The 25273-nt window shown below is 57.9% G+C and carries 20 protein-coding genes; 10 read left to right on the top strand and 10 right to left on the bottom strand.

The genetic code is table 11. From position 1 onward, the window contains the following. Positions 1–16: 16 nt before the first annotated feature. The 6 genes from topA to rpmG all read left to right on the top strand — a co-directional run bounded on the left by topA (position 17) and on the right by rpmG (position 7662). Positions 17–2734, top strand: coding sequence for a type I DNA topoisomerase (topA, locus tag ASF29_RS14700; RefSeq protein ID WP_062451410.1), 2718 nt, complete (start codon positions 17–19; stop codon positions 2732–2734). Continuing rightward, entirely contained in the window at positions 2731–5082 is a 2352-nt protein-coding gene (rnr, locus tag ASF29_RS14695; RefSeq protein ID WP_062451409.1) for a ribonuclease R, read from the top strand. Before topA ends, rnr begins: the two co-directional genes overlap by 4 nt. A gap of 20 nt (positions 5083–5102) precedes the next feature. Continuing rightward, entirely contained in the window at positions 5103–5543 is a 441-nt protein-coding gene (locus tag ASF29_RS14690) for a DUF983 domain-containing protein (RefSeq protein WP_062451408.1), read from the top strand. 50 nt (positions 5544–5593) lie between these two features. Next, positions 5594–6223 (top strand): NUDIX domain-containing protein, encoded by a 630-nt coding sequence (locus ASF29_RS14685; RefSeq protein WP_062451679.1) that lies wholly within the window; start codon positions 5594–5596, stop codon positions 6221–6223. A 9-nt stretch (positions 6224–6232) separates the two neighbouring features. Continuing rightward, positions 6233–7405: an MFS transporter gene (locus ASF29_RS14680; RefSeq protein ID WP_062451407.1), complete on the top strand. Its 1173-nt coding sequence runs from the start codon at positions 6233–6235 to the stop codon at positions 7403–7405. An 89-nt stretch (positions 7406–7494) separates the two neighbouring features. After that, positions 7495–7662: a 50S ribosomal protein L33 gene (gene rpmG, locus ASF29_RS14675; protein WP_003496403.1), complete on the top strand. Its 168-nt coding sequence runs from the start codon at positions 7495–7497 to the stop codon at positions 7660–7662. 772 nt (positions 7663–8434) lie between these two features. Here rpmG and ASF29_RS14670 read toward each other — a convergent pair. Then, positions 8435–9802, bottom strand: a complete 1368-nt coding sequence (locus ASF29_RS14670) for a PleD family two-component system response regulator (RefSeq protein ID WP_062451406.1) — start codon at positions 9800–9802, stop codon at positions 8435–8437. A 15-nt stretch (positions 9803–9817) separates the two neighbouring features. Next, entirely contained in the window at positions 9818–10189 is a 372-nt protein-coding gene (locus tag ASF29_RS14665) for a response regulator (protein ID WP_062451405.1), read from the bottom strand. A gap of 129 nt (positions 10190–10318) precedes the next feature. On the opposite strand from ASF29_RS14665, the gene ASF29_RS14660 reads away from it, so the two are divergent. The 4 genes from ASF29_RS14660 to ASF29_RS14645 all read left to right on the top strand — a co-directional run bounded on the left by ASF29_RS14660 (position 10319) and on the right by ASF29_RS14645 (position 13910). Next, on the top strand, positions 10319–10627 hold the full coding sequence (locus tag ASF29_RS14660; RefSeq protein ID WP_062451404.1) for a DUF3572 domain-containing protein: 309 nt from the start codon (positions 10319–10321) through the stop codon (positions 10625–10627). Between the two features lie 217 nt (positions 10628–10844). Further along, a complete protein-coding gene (locus ASF29_RS14655; RefSeq protein WP_062451403.1) occupies positions 10845–12131 on the top strand; it encodes a DNA polymerase IV in 1287 nt (428 codons plus the stop codon). A 151-nt stretch (positions 12132–12282) separates the two neighbouring features. Beyond that, positions 12283–13524 carry a L,D-transpeptidase family protein gene (locus tag ASF29_RS14650; RefSeq protein WP_062451402.1) on the top strand — a complete coding sequence of 414 codons (1242 nt, stop codon included), beginning with the start codon at positions 12283–12285 and terminating at the stop codon, positions 13522–13524. Positions 13525–13619: 95 nt separating this feature from the next. After that, positions 13620–13910 carry a hypothetical protein gene (locus tag ASF29_RS14645; RefSeq protein WP_062451401.1) on the top strand — a complete coding sequence of 97 codons (291 nt, stop codon included), beginning with the start codon at positions 13620–13622 and terminating at the stop codon, positions 13908–13910. 38 nt (positions 13911–13948) lie between these two features. Here the strand turns inward: ASF29_RS14645 and dnaE are convergent, their stop codons facing one another. The 8 genes from dnaE to ASF29_RS14605 all read right to left on the bottom strand — a co-directional run bounded on the left by dnaE (position 13949) and on the right by ASF29_RS14605 (position 25268). After that, entirely contained in the window at positions 13949–17443 is a 3495-nt protein-coding gene (gene dnaE / locus ASF29_RS14640; protein WP_062451678.1) for a DNA polymerase III subunit alpha, read from the bottom strand. A gap of 419 nt (positions 17444–17862) precedes the next feature. Further along, on the bottom strand, positions 17863–18546 hold the full coding sequence (locus ASF29_RS14635; RefSeq protein ID WP_062451400.1) for an ABC transporter ATP-binding protein: 684 nt from the start codon (positions 18544–18546) through the stop codon (positions 17863–17865). A 15-nt stretch (positions 18547–18561) separates the two neighbouring features. Continuing rightward, the gene (locus ASF29_RS14630; protein ID WP_062451399.1) at positions 18562–19869 is read right to left on the bottom strand and encodes a lipoprotein-releasing ABC transporter permease subunit; all 1308 of its coding nucleotides are present in this window, start codon (positions 19867–19869) and stop codon (positions 18562–18564) included. Between the two features lie 20 nt (positions 19870–19889). Continuing rightward, positions 19890–21212 (bottom strand): proline--tRNA ligase, encoded by a 1323-nt coding sequence (gene proS, locus ASF29_RS14625; RefSeq protein ID WP_062451398.1) that lies wholly within the window; start codon positions 21210–21212, stop codon positions 19890–19892. 649 nt (positions 21213–21861) lie between these two features. Continuing rightward, positions 21862–22131 (bottom strand): DUF1467 family protein, encoded by a 270-nt coding sequence (locus ASF29_RS14620; RefSeq protein WP_062451397.1) that lies wholly within the window; start codon positions 22129–22131, stop codon positions 21862–21864. Positions 22132–22231: 100 nt separating this feature from the next. Further along, complete coding sequence (mce, locus tag ASF29_RS14615; RefSeq protein ID WP_062451396.1) at positions 22232–22636, bottom strand: methylmalonyl-CoA epimerase; 405 nt, start codon at positions 22634–22636, stop codon at positions 22232–22234. Between the two features lie 21 nt (positions 22637–22657). Further along, the gene (locus ASF29_RS14610; RefSeq protein WP_062451395.1) at positions 22658–24325 is read right to left on the bottom strand and encodes a ribonuclease J; all 1668 of its coding nucleotides are present in this window, start codon (positions 24323–24325) and stop codon (positions 22658–22660) included. Between the two features lie 187 nt (positions 24326–24512). Beyond that, the gene (locus ASF29_RS14605) at positions 24513–25268 is read right to left on the bottom strand and encodes a biotin--[acetyl-CoA-carboxylase] ligase (protein WP_062451394.1); all 756 of its coding nucleotides are present in this window, start codon (positions 25266–25268) and stop codon (positions 24513–24515) included. Between the last annotated feature and the right edge of the window lie 5 nt (positions 25269–25273).

The following is a 25273-nucleotide window of genomic DNA, read 5'->3' as shown; positions in this document are numbered from 1 at the left end:
TCCGAAAGAAGAAAATATGAATGTCGTCGTCGTAGAATCACCGGCAAAAGCCAAGACGATCAACAAGTATCTTGGCCCAGGCTATAAGGTACTCGCATCGTTCGGCCACGTTCGCGATCTTCCCGCAAAGGACGGCTCGGTGCTTCCCGATCAGGATTTCGAAATGTCCTGGGAGGTCGATCCCGCCTCGCAAAAGCGCATGAAGGAAATCGCCGATGCCGTGAAGGCATCCGACGGATTGTTTCTCGCGACCGACCCGGATCGCGAAGGGGAAGCCATTTCCTGGCACGTTCTCGATCTGCTGCGAAAGAAGAAGGTCCTGGGCGACAAGCCGGTGAAGCGCGTCGTGTTCAACGCCATCACCAAAAAGGCCGTACTCGACGCGATGGCCGATCCGCGCGACATCGACATTCCGCTGGTGGACGCGTACCTCGCGCGCCGTGCGCTGGACTACCTCGTCGGCTTCAATCTCTCTCCCGTTTTGTGGCGCAAGCTGCCGGGTGCGCGTTCGGCTGGCCGTGTTCAGTCGGTATCGCTGCGACTGGTGTGCGACCGTGAATCGGAAATCGAGCGGTTCGTCTCCGAGGAATACTGGAACATCTCGGCGCTGTTGAAGACGCCGCGTGGCGATGACTTCGAGGCCAAGCTGGTGTCTGCCGATGGCAAGCGCCTGCAGGGCCGGTCGGTGAAAACCGGCGACGATGCCAACCGTTTGAAGGCATTGCTGGAAGGCGCGACCTATACCGTCGACACGGTCGAGGCCAAGCCCGTCAAGCGCAACCCGGGCCCTCCCTTCACCACGTCCACGCTTCAGCAGGCCGCATCGTCTCGCATGGGCTTTGGCGCATCACGCACCATGCAGGTGGCGCAGCGTCTTTATGAAGGTATCGACATCGGCGGTGAGACCGTGGGTCTTATTACCTATATGCGTACCGACGGTGTGCAGATGGCACCCGAAGCCATCGATGCTGCGCGCAGCGCCATTGGCGATCAGTTCGGTGCCCGATACGTGCCGGAAAAGGCGCGCTTCTATTCCACCAAGGCCAAGAATGCCCAGGAAGCGCACGAAGCCATTCGCCCGACCGATTTCAGCCGTACGCCGGATCAGGTGAAGAAATACCTCGATGCCGACCAGTTGCGGCTTTATGAACTGGTCTGGAAGCGCGGCATCGCCAGCCAGATGGCGTCTGCCGAGATAGAGCGCACGACCGTTGAAATTCTCGCCGAAAACAAGGGCGAGAAGGCAGGTCTTCGTGCCGTCGGTTCCGTCATTCGTTTCGACGGCTTCATTGCCGCCTATACCGACCAGAAGGAAGACGGCGAGCAGAGCGAGGATGGCGATGAAGATGGCCGTCTGCCGCAGATCAATGCCCGCGAAGCCCTCGCCAAGCAGAAGATCAATGCCAGCCAGCACTTTACCGAGCCGCCACCGCGCTACTCGGAAGCCTCGCTCATCAAGAAGATGGAAGAGCTCGGCATTGGCCGTCCTTCCACCTACGCCGCGACACTGAAGACGCTGAGCGACCGTGAATACATCATCGTCGACAAGCGCAAGCTGGTGCCGCATTCGCGTGGACGGCTGGTGACGGCGTTCCTCGAAAGCTTCTTCACCAAGTACGTCGAATACGACTTCACTGCCGATCTGGAAGAAAAGCTCGACCGGATTTCTGCGGGTGAACTGGACTGGAAACAGGTTCTCCGCGATTTCTGGAAGGACTTCTTCGCTCAGATCGAAGACACCAAGGAACTGCGCGTCACCAACGTGCTGGATGCGCTGAACGAGGTTCTGGCACCGCTGGTGTTCCCGACCCGCGAAGACGGCTCCGATCCGCGCATTTGTCAGGTCTGCGGCACGGGCAACCTGTCGCTCAAGCTCGGCAAGTACGGCGCTTTCGTCGGCTGCTCGAACTATCCCGAATGCAATTTCACCCGCCAGCTGAACTCGGATGGTGCGGAAGCCGAAGCCGCTGCCCTGAACGAGCCGAAGGCGCTGGGTGCTGACCCGCATACCGGTGAAGAATTGACACTGCGTTCCGGTCGTTTCGGACCTTACATTCAGCGTGGCGACGGCAAGGAAGCCAAGCGTTCGTCGCTGCCCAAGGGCTGGAAGCCTGAAGATATCGACCACGAAAAGGCGCTGGCGCTCATCAACCTGCCGCGCGACATTGGCAAGCACCCGGAATCGGGCAAGATGATTTCGGCAGGTCTTGGTCGTTACGGGCCGTTCCTGCTGCATGATGGTGGTTACGCCAATCTGGAAAGCATCGAGGACGTGTTCTCGATTGGCCTCAACCGCGCCGTGACTGTGATTGCCGAAAAGAAGGCATCGCCGGGGCGTGGACGCTCCTCCACGCCTGCCGCACTGAAGGAACTGGGTGACCACCCCGATGGCGGCGCGATTACCGTTCGCGACGGCAAGTATGGTCCCTACGTCAATTGGGGCAAGGTCAATGCGACCATTCCAAAGGCGCAGGCGCCTGACACGGTTACGCTGGACGAAGCATTGGTTCTGATTGCCGAGCGTATTGCCAAAACCGGCACCGGCAGCAACGGCAAGCCCGTGAAGGCCAAGAAGGCGGCAGCGCCGAAAAAGACCACCAAGGCCGCAAGCGCCGATGGCGAGACAAAAGCCAAGGCGAAGCCTAAGGCTGCGGCGAAACCAAAAGCGGCTGCAAAGCCCAAAACAGCGGCCAAGGCAAAGGCTGCTCCTAAAGCGAAGAAGGCAGAATCTTGAGCAAAGCACCGCGCAAAACATCCGGTTCGGCGGGCGATGGCTTCGGCCGTACCGGTCGCGGGAAAAAAGTTCTCGAATCTGCTGGCATCATCCACGGCGAAGTTCCGCCGCGCGATGTGCTGCTGAAATTCATTGCCGAACATCCCGATCAGGCCTCCAAGCGCGAAATCGCCAAGGCCTTCGGCTTGAAGGGTGAAACGCGCATCGTGCTGAAGGCTCTGTTGAAGGAGCTTGAGACCGACGGCATGGTGCACAAGAGCCGCAAGTCGCTGATGCGTCCGGGCGGTCTTCCGCCTGTCACGGTTCTCGACATCACGACGCGCGACAAGGATGGCGGCCTGATCGGTCGTCCCGCAGAATGGCCGGAAGAGAACGGGGCGGCGCCTGCCGTCATCATTCGCCAGTCCTCTGCCGACCGCCAAAAGGGCAAGGCCCCGGTGGGCGGCATTGGCGACCGTGTGCTGGCCAAGATTTTCCCATCCAAGGAAGCGAGCGGCCCCGCCTATACCGCGCGCATCATCAAGCTGATCGACAGACGTCAGGGCGGATCGCTCGGCGTGTTCAAGGAAACGCCGGGTGGCGGTGGCCGGTTGATGCCGATCGAGCGTCGCGGCGATGAGATGGTCATTGATCCCGATGGCGTGGGCGATGCCAAGGACGGCGATCTGGTGGAGGTGGAAACCTCGCGCAACAGCGGCCGTTATGGCCTGCCGCGCGCCAAGGTTCTCTCAGTCGTCGGTTCTGTGGCATCGGAAAAGGCGATCTCTATGATCGCCATTCATGCGCACGGCATTCCGCACATCTTCCCATCCGACGTGCTGGCGGCAGCGGATGCGGCGAAGCCAGCGACGATGGCGCACCGTGAAGACTGGCGCAAACTGCCGCTGATCACCATCGACCCAGCGGATGCCAAGGACCATGACGACGCCGTTTATGCGGAGTTGGATCCCTCGCCCGATAACCCGGATGGCGTGATCGTCACCGTCGCGATTGCCGATGTTTCCTATTACATCCGTTCCGGCTCACCGCTGGACCGCGAAGCGCTGAAGCGCGGCAACTCGGTCTATTTTCCCGACCGCGTCGTGCCGATGCTGCCGGAGCGTATTTCCAACGATCTCTGCTCGCTGAAGGAAGGCGTGGACCGCCCAGCGCTGGCCGTGCGGATGGTCTTTTCCAAGGAAGGCCGCAAGGCCAGCCACACCTTCCATCGCATCATGATGAAGAGTGCAGCCAAGCTTTCCTACCAGCAGGCCCAAGCCGCGATTGACGGCAACCCGGATGACAAGACCGGCCCGATGCTGGAGCCCATCCTGCGGCCTCTGTGGCACGCCTATGAGGTGATGAAGATCGGTCGCGACCGTCGCCAGCCGCTTGAGCTGGACATGCCGGAACGCAAGATCATTCTGAAAGCGGATGGCACGGTTGACCGTGTGCATGTTCCCGACCGTCTCGACGCGCACAAGCTGATCGAAGAGATGATGATTCAGGCCAATGTCTGTGCCGCCGAAACGCTGGAGCAGAAGAAACAGCGTCTGGTCTACCGCGTGCATGATGCGCCGACCATTGCCAAGCAGGAAGTGCTGCGCGAATTCCTCAACACCATAGGCTATTCGCTGGTCAAGGGCGGGCAGGTTCGCGCCAATTCCTTCAACGGCATTCTGGCGCGTGCGCTGGATACGCCGCATCAGATCATCGTCAACGAGATGGTGCTGCGTTCACAGAGCCAGGCGATCTACAGCCCGGACAATATCGGCCACTTCGGCCTGAACCTGATGAAATACGCGCATTTCACCTCTCCCATCCGTCGTTACGCCGACCTTATCGTGCACCGTGCGCTGGTGGGTTCGCTGGGCCTCGGTGAAGGCGGCATCACGCCGCAGGAAGAAGCGACGCTGGCCGATGTGGCTGCCGAAATCTCCACCTTCGAGCGGCGCGCCATGGCGGCGGAACGCGATACGGTCAACCGGCTGATTGCGCACCATCTTTCGCAGCGCGTGGGCGAAGAATTCGAAGGCCGGGTCGGCGGTGTCACCAAGGCGGGACTATTTGTCGCGCTGCCGCAGTTTGGCGCTGACGGGTTCGTTCCTATATCTACGATGGGTACGGACTATTACATCTATGACGAGGCGCATCAGGCTCTGACGGGTGAAAAGACCGGACTTGGCTATCAGCTTGGCGATACGGTTCAGGTTCGTCTGGCTGAAGCCGTGCCGCTTGCCGGTGCCTTGAGGTTCGAGGTGTTGAACGAGGGCAAGAAGATGCCTGCGGCGACACGCTCCTTCCACAAGACCACGCGCCGAACGAGTGGCCCGACACCCGGCACAAGACCGCCACGCAGACGCAGATAACAAGTCCAGAGGACACGCGCATGACCACGACCGAGACGCAGACAGTGCAGTATGGTGGCAAACCGGAAGACCGTCCGCTCGGTCGCTCGATCATGCGCGGCATGTTGAGCCGATGCCCGGCTTGCGGCAACGGCCATCTCTTTCGCGCCTGGCTGAAGCCGGTCGATGAATGCGCATCCTGTGGCGCAGACATGCACCACCAGCGCTCCGACGACCTGCCGCCCTATATCTCCATCATGATCCTCGGTCACGTCGCCGTTGGCGGCTTCATGATGACCGATACGGTGTTTCTGGTGCCGATGTGGGTTCACTTCGCCATCTGGGTGCCGATTACCATTCTCGTCGCGCTGTTGACCATCCAGCCAATCAAGGGTGGCGTCATCGGTCTGCAATGGGCCTTGAAGATGCATGGCTTCAGCAATGAACCCGTCAAAGAACAGATAGACGGCTCCTCGCATTAAACCGAGTGATCGATTTGCTCACCCAAAAGCCTGATGACAAACCAAAGACAATGCGTCCCCGCGATGCGGCCTCAATTATTCTTCTGGACCGATCAACGGCGCGGATACGCGTTCTGGTGGGCAAGCGCAGCAGCGCCCATGTTTTCATGCCCGATGTCTTCGTGTTTCCGGGCGGGCGTCGTGATCCGCGAGACCATGCCTTACCCTATAGCGGCGATCTCCATCCTGTCGTCCTGGCAAAACTCGTGCGCTCCGCATCGCGCCCGCTGACGGCGGCTGGTGCAAGGGCACTGGCGCTGGCGGCCATTCGCGAGTTGCGGGAGGAAACGGGACTGAACTTCGGCGTTGAGAGCGCGCAGGCACCAGATCTGTCGCTGCTGCGTTTCGTAGCGCGAGCGGTGACACCGCCTGGGCGCGTGAGACGTTACGATACGCGCTTCTTTAGCTGTTTTGCCGACGAAGCAGGCATCGATCCCAATCGTATTGTCGATTCGGACGAGCTGCTGGAGCTCCAGTGGCTTGACATTAATGACTATTCCAGTCTGAACATGGCGCCTATTACACGCATGGTTCTCGAAGATGTCACAAAGTTCATGATAGGTGGGCGCTCATTACAATTCGAAAGCCCGGTGCGACAATATTTCGAGCGTCGCGGCATATTTACTCGTGGCTTTCTATAAAAGGTTTCCATGTCACATCCCACTAGCGACGCCGACGATATTCACTGGCCATCGCTGATTGCCGCCATTTCCGCCATCAGCGCCGTGGGCATCGCCATCGGCCTGGGCCTTCCGCTTTTGAGCATCATCCTCGAAAAGCGCGGCATATCTTCCACCATGATCGGCCTGAACACGGCCATGGCGGGTGTTGCGGCAATGATCGCTGCGCCGATCACCAGCAAGCTGGCACATGACTGCGGCGTAGCGCGGACCATGATGACCGCCGTGGTCGTCTCCGCCATCAGCGCGCTTGGCTTCTATTTCGCCGATGCCTTCTGGATGTGGTTTCCTCTGCGCATCGTGTTCCACGGCGCAACAACGATGCTGTTCATCCTGTCGGAATTCTGGATCAATGCCGCTGCACCTCCCAAGCGGCGCGGCATGGTGCTGGGCATGTATGCAACGGGCATGGCCGTCGGCTTTGCAGGCGGCCCCCTGTTGTTTTCCGCCATCGGCAGCGAGGGAATCACGCCCTTCCTCGTCGGCTCCGCCATCATTCTTCTTGCCGCCATTCCCATCTATCTGGCCCGGCACGAAAGCCCGGACCTCGATGAAAAACCCAACCACCATTTCGTTCGCTACATCTGGCTCGTCCCGATGGCCTCTGCTGCCGCCTTCGTTTACGGTTCGGTACAGGCAGGCGGACTTTCGCTTTTCCCAGTTTATGCGACCAGAGAAGGCTTCAGCGAATCGCAGGCTGCGCTGCTCCTGACCGTCATGGCCATCGGCAATATGGCGTTCCAAATTCCCATCGGCATGCTGTCTGATCGCATGAAGGACCGGCGTGTTCTGCTGGGCCTGATGGCGCTGACAGGTGTCATAGGCACCATGGCTTTGCCCTTGCTGGTGGATAACTGGTTGCTGCTCTCATCCCTGCTTCTGCTCTGGGGCGGGTGCGTTTCCGGCATGTACACGGTGGGACTCACGCATCTGGGCTCGCGCCTCACCGGTTCCGATCTGGTGGCCGCCAATGCCGCCTTCATCTTCTGTTACGCCATGGGTACCATTGCCGGTCCGCAAACCGTCGGCATCTCCATGGATGTTGCAGGCACCAACGGTTTTGCCTGGGCTTTGGCGATGTTTTTCGCGCTTTACGTGGTTCTTTCCATTGCCCGTTCAGTTTTCGGATCAAATCGGACTTGACTTTTCGAGCGCGATCCGTAGTTTCGCGCCAGATTTAGCCGGGGTCCAACAGGTCCGCGGACTCACTATTTGTTAAAGGCAGGACGACCATGGCGAAAGCTACAACAATCAAGATCAAGCTGCTGTCGACGGCCGACACCGGTACTTTCTACGTCACCACCAAGAACAGCCGTACCTTCACGGACAAGATGACGAAGACTAAGTACGATCCAGTCGTACGCAAGCACGTTGAATTCAAGGAAACGAAGATCAAGTAATTTTCTTGATCATCGCATGCCAAGAACGCGCCCTTTGAGGCGCGTTTTTTGTTGCCTGATCTTCAGACACGACTGTTACCGAATGCAGCCACAGAGGCGCAGGATGCGACGCTGAAGAGGGAATGAAATGTCTGGAAATAGTGGGTCGACCGGGACGGCAAAGACGGCACGAGGAACCGTTCTAGAGCATCACCGGTCGACCGACCCCAAGACCCAGGAAGTGCGGCGGACCTGAGCACCATGGGGTATCTGAACCGACAGCCTTTCCAAGGAGAGGCAACCTGTCAAAAACCGAACTGTCTGTCAGCTTGCAGTCTAAAGTAAAGGCGACACATGCGGACGTTCTTGATAGGATGAAGTGTCGCGTAACATCTGAAGAAAATCAACAAATTCTTAATCGAATCACATTTCGACAACCGGATATGGTTAAATATCCCGCGATGAAACAAAAAAACTACTAATTTAAATTCGGATGATACACGCTGCTCGTCAGAATTGACGACCGTTTTTCTATCTCATTTACACTATAAAATTTACCTTACGCTACGTCAGGCGATCAGGCGAAGATTGAACGCAATAAAACGGGCTTTTCAGCTTACGCGGAATACTTCGCCTTACCTGCCGAAACACAGCGTCCGCGTCGTCGCATAGAGAATTGATGACGGTTTTCGCTTCGCGTCACCAGCGAGACCGCGTTCGCATCACGACTACGTCAAACAATGATTGTTGTTGTGGATAACCTTCTTCGTGACCGAGAATCGTCACAGGGAAATCAGGCAGCGGCAGCGACTACGCGGTTACGACCTGCGCTCTTGGCCTCGTACAGCGCCCTGTCTGCCTGCCGCATGAGTTGCTCCGGCGTTTCAACAGCGACAGCGTTGGTGGCGATGCCGAGAGAGGCCGTTATATGCAGCTCCTGCCCGGAGCGCAGAACAAATGGCGCACCTTCGATGATGGAGCGCAAGCGTTCTGCGACGGATGCTGCGAGATCGACGGACGTGTCCGGCATAACCACGACGAATTCTTCGCCGCCATAACGGCATGCCAGATCCGCACCGCGGACGGTGGACCGAAGCCTGGCCGCAAATTCGCGCAGCACCTCGTCGCCAGCCTCGTGACCATAGGTATCGTTGACCTGCTTGAAGCGATCGATATCCGTAATACAAACCGACAGCGGACGCTCTCGAAGTGCGGCGCGGTTGAACAGGATTTTCAGGTGACTATCGAGATAGCGCCGGTTGTTAAGGCCAGTGAGCGCGTCGATGACAGCCAGCTCCATCGTCTGATCGAGATTTTCGCGCAGCCGGTTGTTAAACCGCTTGCGCCGGATTTGCGTCAGTGAGCGAGCGACAAGTTCATTGGGATCGATTGGACGAATGATGTAGTCGTTAACGCCGAGTTCCAGCGCACGCACGATCATGGCCTCGTCTCCCTGCTCCGTAACCAGCAGCAAAGGCAGGAACCGCGTCCGCTCCAGCGAGCGCAATTGCGAACAAAGCCGCAGCGGATCAAAATTGTCGAAGTTGGAATTGACGATGACCATCTCATAGTCATTTTCAGCGGCCTCGAACAAGGCCGTGGCGGGTTCCGTTAAGGCAACGACCGTCGCAACGGGCTTTAACGCCTTGATGATCCGCTCCTGCGAACTTGCGCGGCCATCGATCAAAAGCACACGGCCGGGCTGTTCGATCTGCGAGGCTTCGGAAATCGGATCGCCGACGCCGATGGTCTGGGCGGTCTGAGCGCGTGCACGCAACTCGTCACTCATCGTCTTGAGGCGGACGAGGCTTTTCACCCGTGAAATCAATTGGAGATCATTGACTGGCTTGGTCAAAAAGTCATCTGCACCGGCTTTCAGACCGCGCACGCGGTCTGCCGGCTGATCGAGCGCGGTGACCATGACCACAGGAATATGGGCCGTCGCCGGGTTAGCCTTCAGGCGTTCGCAGACTTCGAACCCGTCCATATCCGGCATCATGATATCGAGAAGGACGATATCGACCTGCTCCGTATTGCAGATCGCCAGCGCTCTGGTGCCATTGTCCGCGCACAGGACATCGAAATATTCAGCCGACAAGCGCGCTTCGAGCAACTTCACATTAGTCGGGATATCATCGACGACCAGAATTCTTGCAGTCATGCACCCAGCCTCGCCTCACACGTCGCCAAGATATGTTTTAATGGTTTCGATGAATTTCGGAACGGAGATCGGTTTCGACACATAGGCTTCGCACCCGCCCTGACGAATTCGTTCTTCATCGCCCTTCATCGCAAAGGCCGTAACGGCGATGACGGGAATGACGTGCAGCTCGTCATCTTCCTTCAGCCATTTGGTAACTTCGAGACCGGAGACTTCCGGGAGTTGAATGTCCATGAGGATAAGATCGGGACGGTGCTTGCGCGCCAGATCGAGCGCTTCCATACCATTGCGTGTCTGGATAGTGGTATAACCAGACGCCTCGATCAGATCACGAAAGAGCTTCATATTCAGCTCATTGTCTTCAACTATCATGACCTGTTTGGGCATGGGACCAGTCCTCGTTTCACTTTGAAACCTATTCACAGACATATAGAGTGCCAGAGAAGCGATTCCATTATCCCCCAAGGATGCACGCTAGTGGGATTTGGTTGAGAAATAGGTAACTTCAGTAAACAAATGTCGCACGATACAAAAAACGGCAAAAAAGCCCCTAAAGACAGTCATGAAACGGCAATCGCCATACTTGGCTGGCTCGCCAGCGAGCCGGATATGCTTGCCAGATTTCTGGCCCTCAGCGGCTTGCAACCCAATATGCTGCGACAGGCGGTCAATGATCCCGGTTTTCTCGCTGGCCTAACGGACTTTCTCATGAGCCATGAGCCAGACCTGATGGCCTTCTGCGATGCCACAGGCACAAGACCTGAAGACGTCGAAGCGGCCTGGCACCACTATTCCGGACCTGGCCTCAGCTCTGGCGAATATTAACCGCCACCGCCATCCACCCACACGCTTCAGAACATTCCTGGCTTACGCATCGAGCGCGACTTCTGCATTAATCATTGCCCAGCCAAGTTGAGTGCCGCAGCGACGCCTTCCCCAGCCATTCAAGAACGTCATAAACTGACTGGCATGTAGGATGCACTCTTGAGCGCAGGAAAGCAAAGGAATAAGGTGGGTAACGTTCCCTTTTTGTTTCTGAGCCATGGCCCCAGTGATTTCGAGCTACGATCCCGGTTTTTGCCGTGACTGCCTTGCCGGACAGCGGGAGGGGTTGAGACGGTGTGCGCGATGCGGAAGCCCTCGCCTCGTCTTTCATGCGGAACTCTACGACCTGCCGATTGCCCACATAGATTGCGACGCGTTCTATGCTGCGGTCGAAAAACGAGACAATCCCGAACTGGCGGACAAGCCGGTGATTATCGGCGGCGGCAAGCGCGGCGTCGTCTCCACAGCCTGTTATATTGCTCGCATCCATGGCGTGCGCTCGGCCATGCCGATGTTCAAGGCGCTGGAAGCGTGCCCCCAGGCGGTGGTCGTCAAACCGGACATGGAAAAATATGTGCGCGTTGGACGGCAGATACGGGCGATGATGCAGGATTTGACACCGCTCGTGCAGCCGATTTCAATCGATGAAGCGTTTCTTGACCTGTCCGGCACCGAACGGCTTCATCACGACCCGCCTGCCCGGGTTCTGGCCAGCTTCGCCAGACGTGTGGAGAAGGAAATCGGCATCACTGTTTCCGTCGGGCTTTCTTATTGCAAGTTTCTGGCCAAGGTGGCGTCGGATTTGCAAAAGCCGCGCGGGTTTTCTGTCATCGGCGAGCAGGAAGCCTTGTCGTTTCTGGCGGCGCGTCCGGTAACGACCATATGGGGCGTCGGAAAGGCCTTTGCAGCGACACTGGAGGCCGATAGCATCCGGATGATCTCACAATTGCAGCAGATGAATGAAGGCGATCTCATGCGCCGCTATGGCACGATGGGCCAGCGTCTGTTTCGCCTGTCGCGCGGCATAGACGATCGCGATGTTCACACCAACGACCCGGCAAAAAGCGTATCGTCGGAGACGACCTTTTTCAACGACATATCCCGGCACGATGAGCTGGTTTCGATCCTGCGGTCCCTTTCGGAGAAAGTCGCGTGGCGGCTGAAGAAGAACGAGGTTGCGGGCCACACGGTCGTCCTGAAGATGAAGACCTCAGACTTCAAATCCCGAACGCGCAACAAGCGGCTGGAAGACCCGACACAGCTTGCCGACAGGATTTTTCGAACCGGCATCTCCTTGCTGGAAAAGGAAACAGATGGAACCAAGTTCAGACTGATCGGCATTGGCGTGACCGACCTTTGCAACCCCTCGCTGGCCGATCCGCCGGACCTTGTCGATGCCCATGCCGGGCGACGCGCGGCGGCGGAAGCCGCAATGGACAAGTTGCGAGACAAGTTCGGGAAAGGCGCAGTCGAGACCGGATACACTTTCGGCACGAAAAAATAGTCGCCCGACACACAGTCGTGATCGACATTTAAAAGTTTCCTTAAATCCCCGCTGTCATTCTACCTCCACGAAAGCCGCACTGGACTTATCCGGTTCTCGAGGCTCCCGCGCCCACTGTCCGGGCGTGTCTTGTAATGCGTTGGAGTGACACATGATGTTGCGTGCCTTTGTGGGAGCCTGTCTCCTTTCGACATCCGTTCTGGTTCAGACGGCGCTTGCGGGTGATGCCCGCAGCCTGCAGATCGTCGTCTCCAAAAGCGAGCAGACACTTTCGCTCTACGAGGACGGTGAGATAGTCGCCACATCGAGAGTTTCCTCCGGCAAGCCGGGTCATCAGACACCGAGCGGTATCTTTTCCATTCTCGACAAGCGCAAATACCACGAATCCAACATCTATTCGGCAGCCCCCATGCCCTTCATGCAAAGGCTGACATGGTCCGGCATCGCCCTGCATGAGGGACGCGTGCCGAATTATCCCGCTTCGCATGGCTGCATTCGCCTGCCGGCAAAATTTGCCAAGACACTGTATGGCATGACGGCACGGGGCGTGCATGTCATCGTGGCCGACGACCCAGGCGCTCTGCGTGCCATCGACCACCCTGCCCTGTTGCAGCCGCGAGACGCGCCTGCGGCAGACGGGCTTATGCTGTCTGATGTGGAATTGCGTCCGGCAAGCTTCGATGCATCGCTGAAGCTGGTGGAGGTTGCCGTCAACCAGACGACAAGCTCGGTCAAGCGCAAACCGGTCGCCAGCAAGGACCTCGCTCCCCTGCGCATTCTCATCACCCGGCGCGGTGACCGTGAAAGGATCATGGACGTTCAACGCCTTTTGACCGATCTCGGCTTCGATGCGGGTGTCGCGGATGGGTATGCCGGGACGATGACCGTCAGTGCCGTGAATGGCTTCAAGCGCTGGAAAGACATGAAGACCACCGGCCCGCTGCTGACCGACGCCTTCATGGATGCGCTTTACGCCTCTGCCGGCGCAGAAGCAGCGCCAAACGGCCAGCTTATGGTGCGGCGCAATTTCAAGCCGCTGTTCGAAGCGCCGATCCACATCAAGGATCCGCATATCGCGCTTGGAACGCATTTCTTCGAAGTCATTAATATCGACCAGGACCAGGGAAAAGCCGAGTGGAACGGCCTGACGCTGGACAATCATCTGCCGACAGCTGCACGCAAACGTCTCGGCATCGATGTGGCCGATGCACCGGGGCGCCCAAATTCTCTGAGCGCGGTTCTGGACCGTCTCGACATACCGGAAGGGATTCGCGACAGGCTGGAAAGCGAGCTGACGACAGGCAGCTCAATCACGGTTTCCGATCTCAGTCACGGCCTTGAAACCGGCGAAGGCACTGACTTCGTTACCATCACAAAGGATGGTCCAACCTGATATGCAGCAGCGCGGCGCGTGACTGCACGTAGAGCGGGAACGAAGTGGCTGCCAAGGCGTTCAAATGGCTCGGCAAGACAGCTTGGAGAGCCCACATGAACCTCAAATATCTCGCTGCGGCAGTTCTTGGACTGGCCTGTGTATCGGCCGCTGAAGCGCCGCAGAATTACAGCATCTATGCCGGACCTCCGGTGACGAGCGATCCCGTTATTCTCGATATTTACGACCAGGCCCTGGTAAGGTGCACGGCAGAAGCCAGCACGCCACCTCGCGGCACGGCATACGCCAGCTCATATTACTATAACGCAGCCTTGAGAGCGTGCCTGTCACGACAGGGTTTCATCGACAATGGCGCCTATGCCTATCCGACCAACAGCCTGTTTTGAAACCACTTTAAAAAAATTCAATAACAGGTTGCAACCAATCAGATAAGCTCAACATCGATCACACCTGATGCGGAGCGGAATGCAGCACCGATCTCCGGCGAGATTCGATATTTACCGGGCAGTTCGAGTTCGATCTCGCGCTGCCCGTCGTCCTTGATCAGAACAAAATAAACCGAGCCGTCGCCCTTGTTGAGGTGGTGCGCCAGCGCCTTCATCGGGCCGGAATCGCGCAAATAGACACGCAAGGCCTTCTGCATCTGGACGGACTTCTCCTCCAGCGACTGCGCCGTCTGAATGCGCAGGCCGATGCCTTCGGGGCGCTCTTCGGCCTGCACGGTGATGACAAGCGATTTGCCGACTTCCAGCAGATCGCGATACTGACCGAGCCCTTCGGAAAACAGCACGGCTTCATACTGGCCGGACGCATCCGAGAACGTGACGATGCCCATCTTGTTGCCGGTGCGGGTCTTGCGCTCCTGCTTGCCGGTCACGGTACCGGCCAGACGGCCAGCGGTGGCGCCCTGTTTTACCGAAGCGGTAAAGTCGGCGATATTCTGCACGCGCAGCTTGTCGAGAACGGCGCGGTAGGTATCGAGCGGGTGGGCGGTGAGGTAGAAGCCCAGAACCTGATACTCCCGCAGAAGCTTTTCCGAGGCGAGCCAGGGTTGATAGGCGGGCAGAACAAGCTTTTCCGGGCCGCTTGCACTGCCGGAACCGAACATGTCGTGCTGGCCGCTGACGCGGCGGCTCTGGGCGATCTGTGCATAGCCGATGATCCGGTCCAGCCCGCCGATGAGTTCGGCACGGTCCTTGCCGAAGCAATCGAAAGCGCCCGCATTGACGAGACTTTCCAGAACACGGCGGTTGATCTGTTTCGGATCGATCCGCAGGCAGAAATCCTCAAGGCTGGTAAACGGCTTGTCGGCGCGCGCCTCGACGATGTGGTCGACAGCCCCTTCGCCAACGCCCTTCAGCGCCGCCAGCGAGTAATAGATGCGGTTTTCACCCGGCTCGAAGCGGCGGTGGGATGTCTGCACCGAGGGCGCGACGATCTCGATGCCAAGGCGACCCGCGTCCTGTCTGAAGTCGTTGACCTTTTCCGTGTTGGCCATATCCAGCGTCATGGAAGCCGCGAGGAATTCGACCGGGAAATGCGCCTTCATATAGGCGGTCTGATACGACACGATGGCGTAGGCGGCGGCGTGGGATTTGTTGAAGCCGTAATTGGCGAATTTGGCCAAGAGGTCGAAGATCATGTCGGACTGCGCCTTCGAGACGCCGTTCTTCATGGCACCGTCCACGAAGCGTTCTCGCTGCTGGTCCATTTCCTCCTTGATCTTCTTACCCATGGCGCGGCGCAGAAGATCGGCCTCACCCAGAGAATAGCCCGACAGAACCTGGGCGATCTGCATCACCTGTTCCTGATAAACGATAACGCCCTGTGTTTCCTTCAAGAGATAATCGATGGTCGGGTGGATCGACTCGATCTCTTCCTCGCCATGCTTGCGGGCATTGTAGACCGGGATGTTTTCCATCGGGCCTGGACGATAAAGAGCGACGAGCGCAATGATGTCTTCGATGCAGTCCGGGCGCATGCCGATCAGCGCCTTGCGCATGCCTGCACTTTCCACCTGAAACACGCCGATGGTTTCACCACGCGACAGCATCTCATAGGTCTTCACGTCATCGAGCGGGATCGCCGCCAGATCAACGGAAATGCCCCGCTTGGCAACGAAGTCCACCGCGACCTTCAGTACGGTCAGCGTCTTCAGACCCAGAAAGTCGAACTTGACCAGACCGGCGCTTTCCACCCATTTCATGTTGAACTGGGTAACGGGCATGTCCGAGCGCGGATCGCGATACATCGGCACGAGCTTGGATAGCGGACGGTCGCCGATGACGATACCGGCGGCGTGGGTGGATGCGTGGCGGTAAAGGCCTTCGATCTTCTGGGCGATATCCAGCAGGCGGGCAACGACCGGTTCCTTGTCGGCCTCTTCCTGAAAGCGTGGCTCTTCCTCGATGGCCTTGGAAAGCGGGGTGGGATTGGCCGGATTGTTGGGCACCAGCTTGCAGATGCGGTCCACCTGACCGTAGGGCATTTCCAGCACGCGACCGACGTCACGCAGAGCGGCACGCGCCTGCAACGATCCGAAGGTGATGATCTGCGCCACCTGCTCGCGGCCATACTTCTTCTGGACGTAGCGGATCACCTCTTCACGGCGGTCCTGACAGAAGTCGATGTCGAAGTCGGGCATCGAAACGCGTTCCGGGTTGAGGAAGCGTTCGAACAGCAACGAGAAGCGCAGGGGATCGACGTCGGTGATGGTGAGCGCGTAGGCGACCAGCGAGCCCGCACCTGAGCCACGACCCGGGCCGACCGGGATGTCCTGGCTTTTGGCCCATTTGATGAAGTCCGCAACGATGAGAAAGTAGCCGGGGAATTTCATGCGCTCGATGACGCCGAGTTCGAAATCCAGCCGTTCGCGATATTCCTGCTCCGTGTAGCCGGGTGCCATGCCCAGCGCCGCCAGACGCTGATCCAGCCCTTCGACAGCCTGACGACGCAGTTCGGCTCCTTCGGCACGATCCGCCTCATCGGGATTTTCGCTGGCACCGGTGAAGCGCGGCAGTATGGGCCCACGCTTTTTCAACACGTAGGAGCACCGCTGGGCGATCTCGACCGTATTGTCGAGCGCTTCAGGAATATCGGCAAAGAGCGCGATCATTTCCTGCCGGCTCTTCAGGTAATGATCCGGCGTCAGACGAAAGCGGGTATCGTCGGAGACGATGGCGTTGTGGGCGACCGCCATCAGAGCATCGTGCGCATCATAATCGGCGCGTGATGGAAAGAAAGCTTCGTTGGTGGCAACCAGCGGAATGTCGTGATCATAGGCAAGCGCAATCATGCGCCGTTCATGCGCCTTGTCAAAATTGCCCTGACGCTGCAATTCAATATAGAGGCGGTCCCCAAACAGTTCCTTCAGCGCCAGCAGCCTGCGGGTTGCATGGCTGGCATTGCCGTCTTTCAACACCATATCGACCGGACCGCCCGATGCGCCTGTGAGCACGATGAGGCCGGAATTGTCGCCCTCTTCCAGCCATGCCTTGGTGATGTGAACGGAATGCCCCGTTCCCTCACCGTCCAGATAGGCGCGGCTTATGAGATCCACGAGACGTTCATAGCCCTCGGCGTTGGCAGCAAGCACGACGATAGACGGCAACTTGGCGAGATTGTTGTTGCCCCGCTTGTCGTCTGTCGCATCCTGCATGTCGATGGACATCTGGCAGCCGATGATGGGCTGCAAACCTTCATCGCGCGCCTTTTCGGAAAACTCCAAAGCGACGAAAAGATTGTTGGTATCGGTGATGGCGATGGCGGGCTGACCGTCGGCGACAGCCTTGGACATGATCTTTTTCAAGGGCAATGCGCCCTCGAGCAGAGAGTAAGCGGAGTGAACCCGCAGATGGACGAAGCCGGGCGTTTGCAAATCCTTACCAGCCATATCGCCGGTCGCTGAAGTCTCGCCCATATCATCAAATCCCGTCATTCTGAGTCAGCGGGATTTTCGGCTTTTCCGAAGGCAGAGTCTACCGCCTTTGGTTCGATTTACACGTCATTTCAGGATGAAACGACAGCGGCACATCACATCGAAGTGAGGATGACCGAAAAGCTGGTAACGAAGACGGCGATGGAAGCGAAGGCTGCGATGTCACGGATGATGTCAGTCATTTGTCTCTCCATACTCTTTATGTTCTAATTTTGTTCTCATTTAGTTCTATTGTCAACCGCTTATTTGTCACCCTTGTCTTGTCAACGCCCTCAGAGTCGTGCCGGTTCCGCTCTCGATTCGCTGCAAGCCGTTGAGTCCAAAACGAAAAACCCCGCGCAAAAAATCTGCGCGGGGTTTCAGATAGATTTTCGGTAACGCCTGCTAGTGGCAGAAGCCGATCAGAACTCGACGATCTTGCCTTCGCTGAGGGTCACACGACGGTCCATGCGGCCTGCAAGTTCATGGTTGTGGGTCGCGATCAGTGCTGCGAGGCCGGATTGACGAACCAGGGCCTCCAGAGCGCCGAAAACATAGGATGCAGTTTCGGGGTCAAGGTTGCCGGTCGGCTCATCGGCCAGCAGCAGAAGCGGTGCGTTGGCCACGGCGCGGGCGATGGCCACGCGCTGTTGCTCACCGCCCGATAGTTCCGACGGGCGGTGATCGCCCCGGTGACCGATGCGCATATAGTCGAGAAGTGCGCTGGCGCGTTCCTTGGCTTCCGCATGCTTCAGCCCGGAAATGAGCTGCGGCATCATGATATTTTCGAGCGCCGTGAATTCCGGCAGCAGATGGTGAAACTGGTAGACGAAGCCGATATCGCTGCGGCGGATCAGGGTGCGTTCCTCGTCCGAGAGATCGCCGCAGGATCGCCCGTTGACGATGACCTCACCGGCATCTGGATGCTCCAGCAGGCCTGCCAGATGCAGCAGCGTGGATTTGCCCGTGCCCGAAGGCGCGACGAGCGCAACGATCTCGCCGCTTCTCAGCTCCAGATCGGCGTTCTTGAGGATGGACAGACTGGTTTCGCCCTGCCCGTAGGTACGTTCCACGCCGGAAAGCTTCAACGCTGTTTTCTTGACCATGGTGTGAAGCAGTCCTTATTCGTAACGCAGGGCTTGGACCGGATCGAGCTTGGATGCCCGCCAAGCCGGAAAGATCGTTGCCAGGAAAGACAGGCTCAACGCCATGATGACGACGGTCATGGTTTCGCTCAACTGCATTTCCGCCGGAAGCTGGCTGAGGAAATAGAGCTGGGGATCGAACAGCACCGTACCCGAAATCCACGAGAAGAACTGGCGGATCGATTCCACGTTGAGACAGACGAGGACGCCGAGCCCCACGCCCGCAAACGTGCCGACGATGCCGATGGCAGCACCCGTCATGAAGAAGATGCGCATGATGGAACCGGAGCTTGCGCCCATGGTGCGCAGAATGGCGATATCGCTGCCCTTGTCCTTCACCAGCATGATGAGGCCGGAGATGATGTTGAGCGCTGCGACCAGCACGATCAGCGTCAGGATCATGAACATGACGTTGCGCTCCACCTGAAGGGCGGAGAAGAAGGTCTGGTTACGTTGTCGCCAGTCGGTGATATAAATCTGCCGCCCGGCTGCCGTCTCTACCAATGGCCTGATGCCATCGACATTGTCAGGATGGGTGACGAAGAGCTCAATGGACTGAACGATGCCTTCATTGTTGAAATAGAGCTGCGCTTCGGACAGCGGCATATAGATCATCGAGGCATCGTATTCCGACATGCCGATCTCGAAGACACCCGAGATCGTGTAGGATTTGACACGCGGATTGACGCCCATCGGCGTCACGTCACCTTCCGGTGATATCAGCGTAATCTGGTCGCCTGCCGTCACACCGAGCGATGAGGCGAGACGCGAACCGACAAGAACGCCCTGCCCCGACATAAAGCCGACGAGGTCGCCGACCTTAATGTTGCCGGAGACTTCCTTGATCTTCTCGATATCTTCGGCGCGCACGCCGCGGACAAGCGCACCGCTGCCCGCACCGCCACGACCTGATGCCAGCGTCTGTCCTTCGACCAACGGCAGGGCCATGGTCACACCGGGAACACCTGCGAATTTCTTGGCGAGATCGTCATAGTCCTTCAACGGCTGATCGATGGGCTGGACGATCATATGGCCGTTGATGCCGAGAATGCGGGAAATCAGCTCCGTGCGGAAGCCGTTCATGACCGCCATGACGATGATCAACGTCGCAACGCCGAGCATGATGCCGACGAAGGAAAATCCTGCGATGACGGAAATGAACGCTTCCTTGCGGCGCGAGCGCAGGTAGCGCCACGCCACCATGCGCTCGAAGGCCGAAAATGGTCGGGCGGCTTTATCCTTTACGGAAGAGCCTGCACCGTTATCAGCCTCGGCTTTTGCCATGTCGTCTCCTTATCGGCTTTTCAGCCAAGCACCCTGTTCATTGCCGCTTCGACGGTCACGGTCTCGCGTGCGCCGGTCTTGCGATCCTTGACTTCCACCTCGCCAGCCGCGATCCCGCGCGGGCCAACGATGACCTGCACCGGAACGCCGATGAGATCAGCCGTTGCAAACTTCTGACCGGCACGGTCGTCCGTATCGTCGTACAGCACATCCTTGCCGGCGTTGGTCAGCGAGTAATACAGCTTTTCACAAGCGGCATCACAGGCAGCGTCACCTGCCTTCATGTTGATGATGACGACATCGAATGGAGCAACCGATTCTGGCCAGACGATTCCGTTCTCGTCATGCGATGCTTCAATGATGGCGGGAACAAGGCGGGTCGGGCCAATGCCATAGGAACCCATGTGGACAAGGTGTTCCTTGCCATCCGGGCCCTGAACTTTCGCGCCCATCGGCTCGGAATATTTCGTGCCGAAATAGAAGATGTGACCGACTTCGATGCCGCGCGCCGACAGACGTTCGCCTTCGGGAATCGCGTTAAAAGCGGCTTCATCGTGCATTTCGGATGTGGCGGCGTAATCTGTCGTCCATTCGTTGAAAATGCCCTGCAGACCATCGACGTCATCGAAGTTGGTGTCGTCGGAGGGAATGCCACGATCGAGGAAGCTCTTGTGGCAGAACACTTCCGATTCACCGGTGTCAGCCAGAATGATGAATTCATGGCTGTGGTTACCACCGATCGGGCCGGTATCGGCGCGCATGGGAATGGCGCGCAAACCAAGGCGCGAGAAGGTGCGCAGGTAAGCGGTGAACATCTTGTTGTAGGAGTGGATTGCGTCTTCCTTGGTCAGATCGAAGGAATAGGCATCCTTCATCAGGAATTCGCGCGAGCGCATGGTGCCGAAACGCGGGCGAACCTCGTCACGGAACTTCAGCTGAATGTGGTAGAGGTTCAGCGGCAGGCTCTTGTATGACTTTACATAGGACCGGAAGATGTCCGTGATCATCTCTTCATTGGTCGGACCATAGAGCATCTGGCGGTCCTGACGGTCCTTGATGCGCAGCATTTCCTTGCCGTAATCATCATAGCGACCGCTTTCCTGCCACAGCTCAGCTGTCTGGAGCGTCGGCATCAACAGTTCAATGGCGCCGGAGCGATCCTGCTCTTCGCGGACGATCTTGTTGACCTTGTCCAGAACGCGTTTACCCAGCGGCAGCCAGGAATAGATGCCCTGGCTCTGCTGACGGACCATGCCCGCACGCAGCATAAGGCGGTGCGAGACGATTTCCGCTTCCTTGGGATTTTCCTTGAGGATGGGCAAAAAGTAACGGCTGAGACGCATGGGTGTTTCCATTTTGTGACGACGCCTCGCCTATGCGCGGGAATCGCCGGAATAACGGGATATTTGCGCCGTACATAGCGGTTTCCTTATCAGAAGGGAACCCGCTGCCCTGTGCGTAACGTGCCTGCCTATCGATTCCGCCTGAAGCATGATCCAAGCGGACAAATGAGTGGCACTCCTTCGCATTTGCTAAAGGGAGATTTACCTTCATGGCGCTTTTGCGACGATTTTGTGAGACAGTGTTCGCGCCTGAACGGTTACAGGAGGAATAATTTTGCATTAGGGCTGCGACATATTGCATCAAGAGGAATTTTTTGCCGACTGTAACAAAAATGCAAAAAATCTGATGACAATGATGAACCAATGGGCTAGCTTTAGCTCACAAAACAGGCAGGAAGTTTAAATTCTTGCCGATTTCGCGGTCAGTCTTGGGAGGATGAGATCTTAGGCGCGTTCATTCGCTGCCCCGGCAACGGTTACAGATCACGCGAAACTGAAAAACAAGGCTGAAATGCCTTGTTTTTTTTTGGAAATTCCAGAACCACAGTAAAATGATCGAAATAATTACGGCGGAACTGTGCTTGTCAACCTAACCAAAGGTTGCGTTATGCCTGTATGACGGGCAGACATGACAGTTAGATGACAAAACCTAGTCATAAACCGGGATAATGCGTGGCAGGTCGTCCATGCTGAAACCGAAGTACCATGTGCTGGCATACCAGATCCCGCAAATCGCCAGCGATATCACTGTCGTCATCAGCACGATCTGACCGCCCTTGAAGCGCGTTGGCGCGCTGGCGACCGTTCCCAGCGCCACATCCCCATCTTCGGACTGCGTGCGCAGGCCAATCGGCAGCACGATGAAGAGAACCGTCCACCAGACGATGAAAAATATGGCAAACGCCGAAAGCCACTGCATGTGATAATCCTCCCGTTACAAATCTCTGGACTTCTTTGTCTTCCTCATTCCTGTTCTTGTCACAGGAATGAGGGAAAAAAGCCCGCCAGCCCGCACCACGTCACACTTGCTCCAGCTCAATCAAAGTCCCGAAGAAATCCTTGGGGTGAAGAAACAGCACCGGCTTGCCATGCGCGCCGGTCTTCGGCTCTCCATCGCCCAGCACACGGGCGCCACCAGCTTTCAGGCGATCACGGGCTGCCAGAATATCGTCAACCTCGTAGCAGATATGGTGCATGCCGCCGGAGGGGTTCTTTTCGAGAAACGCCGCGATGGGCGAGCTTTCGCCCAGCGGTTCGAGCAGTTCCACCTTGCTGTTGGGCAACGCCACGAACACGACGGTTACGCCGTGTTCAGGCAAGGCTTGCGGCTGCGAAATCGCAGCGCCCAGCACATCGCGATAAATCGCGACCGCCGCTGCCAAATCCGGCACGGCGATGGCGACATGATTGATGCGTCCCAGCATGGCCCCCTCCTCTGGGAAAGCTTAGACTTTGGTGACGAAGACGGTCACGATCGGCTTCTTGCCCCAGACCTGATTGGCGGTGGCACGCACAGCGCGGCGGATGGATTCGCGAACGATGTTCAAATCTTTGCGGCGCGCACGCGGAATGCTTTCGACCGCACCCAGCACCGAGTCGTAGAGCGTGTCTTCCATCGCTTCGCCTTCATCATCGAACTCGGGCAGGCCGAAGGCAACGACATCGGGGTCACCGACAAAATCGAAACGACTGTCGAGCAGGACATTGATCGAGACGTGACCGGCAAAGGACAGCTTGCGACGGTCGCCGATGCCCATTTCTTCAAAATCGCCCAGCAGGCGGCCATCCTTGAAGATGCGGCCATGCGGTGCGTCATCGATGACTTCGGCAGGACCGGGTGCCAGACGCAGGATATTGCCGTTGCGAACCCGTGGAACCTGCCCGATGCCAGCCTGTTCGGCCAGTTCCTTCTGCGCCACCAGATGCGCGGCTTCTCCATGCACGGGCACCAGAATTTGCGGCTTGACCCACTCATACATCTGCAGAAGCTCGCTGCGACGCGGGTGGCCGGAAACGTGAACCAGCGCCTCGTTATCGGTCACGATGTGAACGCCCTGCTCGATCAGGCCATTCTTGATGTCCTGAATGGCTTTTTCGTTGCCCGGAATGGCACGCGATGAGAAGACGACCGTATCGCCAGACGCCAGCGCCACATTGCGCATTTCATCCCGCGACAGCTTCGCCAGTGCAGCGCGCGCTTCGCCCTGCGAACCGGTCAGGATCACGACAACCTTGTTGCGGGGAATATAGCCGAACTCGTCTTCGGCCAGAAACGGCTTGATGCCTTCCATGATACCGAGATCCTGGGAGACATTGACCACGCGTTTCAGCGAAGAGCCGAGCAGCAGCACTTCGCGCCCTGCCCGTTCGGCTGCCTGCGCGATGGAGCGGATACGCCCGACATTGGAGGAGAAGGTGGTGATCGCCACGCGTCCCTCGGCATTTTCGATGATCTGGCGCAGACCTTCTGATACCTGCTCTTCGGATGGCGAAACGCCATCGCGCAGCGCATTGGTGCTATCGCACATCATGGCCAGCACCCCTTCTTCGCCAATGGCGCGGAAGCGTGCTTCATCGGTCAAAGGTCCGAGCGATGGCGCATGGTCGATCTTCCAGTCGCCCGTATGCACGGCATTGCCGAGCGGCGTGCGGATGACGAGCGACATGGGCTCAGGGATCGAGTGATTGACGCCGATGGCTTCGATTTCGAAGGGGCCGACATTGATACGGTCGCCCGCCTTGAACGGCGTGATCGGAATTTCGGCGCGGGTGCCCTCGTAATTGCGCTTGGCTTCCAGCATGCCAGCGGTAAAGCCCGACGCGTAGACAGGAACCTTGAGGCTTGGCCACAGGTCGTTCAGCGCGCCGTAATGGTCTTCATGCGCATGCGTGATGATGATGGCTTTGAGGTTGCCGCGCTGTTCTTCGATGAAGCTGATATCGGGCAGCACGAGGTCGATGCCCGGCAGATCGAGCCCTGCAAAGGTCACGCCGCAATCGACCATGATCCATTGGCGCTTGGAGGCAGGACCATAGCCATAAAGCGCCAGGTTCATCCCGATTTCACCAACGCCGCCCAGCGGCAGGAATACGAATTCGTCTTTTGTTGTCATTACTCTCTTTATCCAATCATGCTTCGTCCCGCCGCATCTAACGACACGTACGAGCGAAGCGAAAAGCACCGTTCAGCAATCGCCTGAAGAGGGCCGGTGCAGGGCCAAGCAAGCGTCCTGCATTTACCGAGCAGCAGGAATGCTCCAGATTACCGTGTCGAACCTCGGCGCTCTCGCACCGCGCAGTTCAACCGAAAAATACGTCCCCGGCTGCGATGGCCCTCACAGGACCATCATCTTCTTCCAACAGAAGGAAACCCTTATCATCAATTCCGGCAAAACGCCCGCGGATAGAACGGTCGGGCAGATTGACCGTGATCGGCTCGCCGATGCCGCAAGCCGCAGCCCGCCACAGGCGCATGACCTCTGCCACACCCTGCCCGCGGTCCCATATTTGAAGAACGTAAGCGACTTCGCGAAACAGATGAGCGAAAAGCTCTTCCGGCGCACAGGCCGCGCCATGTTCACCGAGCCGCGTGACGGGATAGGCAGGATTGTCAGGCATATGGGCGATGTTGATACCGATACCGATGACGAGCGCCGTGCGGCCATCCGGCAAAGTTTCCGCTTCCATCAGAATGCCGCAGGTCTTCTTGCGTCCGATGAGAATGTCATTCGGCCATTTTATCTCAAGCGGCGCGCCACCGGCGGGCAGCACGGCCCCCACGGCGCGGTAAACCGCCAGCGCAAAGGCCAGCGGCAGGGAGCCGATATGCTCGATGGATGCGGGATCGATCAGAAGAAGAGAAGCGTAGAGATTGCCGGGTTCCGACACCCACGGCCTGCCGCGACGGCCACGACCGCCGCTCTGGCGGATGGCGGTCACCCAGAGATTACCGCCATCACCTGCCCTTGCGCGGGCAAAACATTCCACATTGGTCGATGTCGTCTCGGCCAAGGCTTCGTGCCGGAAGTCATCGACTGACACCCGGCCCGTTTTCATGCGTC

The sequence above is a fragment of the Rhizobium sp. Leaf262 genome (assembly GCF_001422245.1).
Taxonomy (GTDB): Bacteria; Pseudomonadota; Alphaproteobacteria; order Rhizobiales; family Rhizobiaceae; genus Agrobacterium.
This window is presented reverse-complemented; position numbering and strand designations above follow the sequence as displayed.